Source organism: Saezia sanguinis, assembly GCF_003991585.1.
Taxonomy (GTDB): Bacteria; Pseudomonadota; Gammaproteobacteria; order Burkholderiales; family Burkholderiaceae_C; genus Saezia; species Saezia sanguinis.
On sequence record NZ_PQSP01000130.1, the window covers coordinates 1 to 256 of the forward strand.

At 42.2% G+C, this 256-nt stretch carries 1 protein-coding gene; it reads right to left on the reverse strand.

Annotated elements, in window-relative coordinates; genetic code table 11:
• Window positions 1–256, reverse strand: a 256-nt coding sequence (locus tag CUZ56_RS16070) for a GreA/GreB family elongation factor (protein ID WP_204250962.1), incomplete at both ends; no start/stop codon positions are given.

The window sequence follows — 256 nt, forward strand, 5'->3', positions numbered from 1 at the left end:
GAATCAATAGAGATCCAGTTTTTAGCGGGATCGAATTCATCGCAGCCGACAAGTCGGTATTGCTTCACTTCTCCCTCTTCATCTTCTAATTCAACCCATGCACCGAAAAAAACTTTGCCTTCAATCACTTTAGATACAATAACCGCATTTTTTGCTAAATAATCACGGACTTTCGCTAATAAACCCGCATCCTCAGCAAAACGCTCCATTAAAATATAGCGTGCGCCATCAAGGGCGACTTTGGTGTCTGTTACAC